This window comes from Variovorax sp. 01T439_2 (assembly GCF_056398445.1).
This window is the reverse complement of the sequence record NZ_JBFTPJ010000779.1, coordinates 1-2,870: the sequence shown is the minus strand read 5'-3', so window position 1 is coordinate 2,870 and position 2,870 is coordinate 1. Positions and strand designations below refer to the sequence as shown.

Here is a 2,870-nt window from a genome sequence, read left to right as displayed (position 1 = left end):
GTCCATGCCATCGCCCGGGCGTTCGACGTTGGGAAGCCGCTGCACCAGCAGGCCATTGACCATCTCGGGTGCGTACCCGATGCCCGCGGGGTTGGCGGCAAAGCCGGGGCCGCCGAACGCGTGCCGCCAGTCCAGGCGCATGGTGTCGAAAGCCTGCGGCTCGGTGGCGCGGCCATCCAGCCAGTAGCGGTCGCCCGAAACGAGGAACTGGCGTCGCAAGGTACCGACGCGCAGGTCGACCGCGCAGCGTGTCTTGTCCTGCAGGTGGCAGGTGTAGGCCTGGCCGCTCACCAGGAATTCGGGCCGCAGCTTGGGAATGCCGAGATCGATCGCGGACTGGTTTCCCAGTTCGGCAGAGACGGTCTTCCAGAGCTCCGTCTCCGGCAGCAGCACGCCTCCTTCGCCGAGGGTGTGCATGCCGATCACGGTGAGTGCGAGACGCTGGCTTTGCGCGCGCAGGAAGGGTCGCGTCAGGACGCTCAGGCGCAGGGGCTTGATGGTCTTCACGGCGGGATCAGCGCCTTGCGCCGCGGATCACCAGGGGGGTGTGCCTGCGGTCGATGGCCAGCCGCGACGGGTCTTGCGGGTCCTGCAGCAGATGAATGTCGGGCCGGCCCGCGGAAAAATGGGCCAGCAGGTCCTCGTCGATGAGCGTGCGCAAGGTGGTCTGCTGCTCGATGCCGTCGGCATCGACGTAGGCGACGCCCAGCTGCACGGCTGTCATGCGCTGCCCGACGGGGCCGCGCCGGGAGTAGCCGCTGGGCGAGCGCACCAGGGAAACCGCAACGCCCTGCAGCGGACGCCCGCTGGCCTGCAGCTGCTGCCACAGCCGGCCTTCCTCGGCATAGGCGCGATGGCTCATCAGCGACACGGTGAACACGATTGCGGCGAGCACGATCACGCCCAGGCTGACGATGCCGAACACTCCCCACAGCACGATCTCGAGCACGTTTTCCACGCTTCAGAGCAGGATCTTGAGCGCCTGGATGCCGGCGCGCAGGCCGCCCGTCTTGATCTCCGTGCCCACGAGCTGGATGAGCGCACCGGCATCCCCCAGCGACATTGCCTTGTTCTTCCACTCCGCGCCCACAGCCTCCAGCTTCACGCCGATGGCCTGCGCCTGCACGCCGATGGCCATCGAACGCACGGCCACCACGCCCAGCGAAATGCCCGACACGTCCATGTTCAGGCCGGTGCCGCCCAGGCGGAACCACCTCCAGTCGCTGCTCTTGGAGTAGTTGTTGGTGTAGCTGACCGAGTTGTTCGTGTAGTTGTTGGTCAGGTTGTTGTAGGTGTTCGAGGTCGTGTTGTAGACGTTGGTGTTGATGACGTGCTGCGTCGTGTTGTGGATGTGGTTCGTCGTGTTGAAGGTCACATCCGGGGAGGTGTGCACCGTCGGGCCGGTCACGGTGGTGTTCGAGGGGCCGTTGACCAGCACGGTGTTCGAGGTGTCGATGGTGTCGTTGCGTCCGCCGCTCACGAAGCGGATCTCCCGCCCATCGATGGTGCCGTGGAAGCCGCCGGTGATCGCAAGGTTGACGCCGCCGCTGATGGTGTCGGTCAGCCCGCCGCTGAGCGTGCGCTTCTTGCCGCCCGAAATGGTCTGCGTGACGCCGCCGCTGACCGTTTCGCTGAAGCCGCCGGTCACGTCGCGCGTGTCGCCGCCGGTGATGGTTTCTTTCGCGCCCGCGGTGATGTCGCGCGTCTCGCCGCTCTGGTAGGTGGCCGACTCGTGGCCCTTGACGAGGGTGGTGCGGGTCCCGCCGGTGGTGTGCGTCTCGTCGGCTTCCACCTCCACGTCGAGGTTGCGCTCGGCATGCAGCAGGATCTGCTCGGCGCCGCTGCGGTCCTCGAAGCGCAGCATGTTGGCCTGGTTGGCTGCGCCGCCTGTGCTCGAGCGCGTGAGGATGCCGCTGGCCGTGGCATTGGCGGGCAGCTCCCACGGCGGCATCTGGTCGTTGTTGTAGACACGGCCGGTGATGATGGGTCGGTCGGGTTCGCCGCCGATGAAATCGACGATCACTTCCTGGCCCACGCGCGGCATGTGCATGGTGCCGTAGTTGGCGCCGGCCCAGTTGCTGGACACGCGCACCCAGCACGAGCTGTTCTCGTCCGACTGGCCGTAGCGGTCCCAGCGGAACTGCAGCTTCACGCGGCCGAAGCGGTCGGTCCAGATCTCTTCGGGRCCGACCACGGTGGCGGTCTGCGGGCCGCTGGTGCGCGGCTTGGGCGTCTTGCGCGCAGGGCGGTAGGGCACGCTGGAGGGCAGCACGGTGAAGTCGAACTCGCACACCGATTCGGCCGTGCCGCCGGTCGCGTACTCGGGCTCCTGCAGGTCGTAGCGGGTCTGGGTGACGAGGTATTCGCGGTTGTCGGCCTCGCGCGGGCAGTGCGTCATCTGGAACAGGTAGCCCGGCGCCATGCCCGCCACGTTGGTGTGGCCCGTGGCCAGCTCGTGCGCGCACTGCAGCTCCTGCAGGCGGATCTTCGCGTAGCTGTCGCCCTGGTCGTTCTCGCTGTAGCCGCCCAGCCATTCATAGACTTCGTAGCTCGAATGGTCGTGGCCCTTTGGGTCCTGCTGCACGCTCTGGAGCGAGGCGCGCGACTTCCTGAAGTCGAAGTCGTCGAGCATCACGCGGCCCGAGGTGATCTGCTCCGAGATGCGCCATTGGTCGATGCAGGGCTCCATGGCGTTCACCACGCGGTCGCGCGGACGGTAGGCAATGCTGGCGTGCCCCGGCAGGGTGCTATAGCCGCCGATGTCGTCGGCCAGCACCAGCAGGTGCGAGCCGCTCCGGTGCTCGAAGTGGTAGGCAATGCCCTCGTGCTCCATGAGGCGGCAGACGAAGGCGAAGTCGCTCTCCTGGTAC

Annotated in this window: 3 protein-coding genes; all 3 read right to left on the bottom strand. The window is 67.2% G+C overall.

The features are described from left to right. Positions 1-507: DUF2169 domain-containing protein (locus tag AC1DOC_RS27615; protein ID WP_478130912.1), on the bottom strand; the 507-nt coding region annotated here is incomplete at its 3' end. Positions 508-514: 7 nt separating this feature from the next. Then, a complete protein-coding gene (locus AC1DOC_RS27610; RefSeq protein WP_027729624.1) occupies positions 515-958 on the bottom strand; it encodes a hypothetical protein in 444 nt (147 codons plus the stop codon). 3 nt (positions 959-961) lie between these two features. After that, a partial coding sequence (locus tag AC1DOC_RS27605; protein WP_478130911.1) for a type VI secretion system Vgr family protein occupies positions 962-2,870 on the bottom strand: 1,909 nt, incomplete at its 5' end.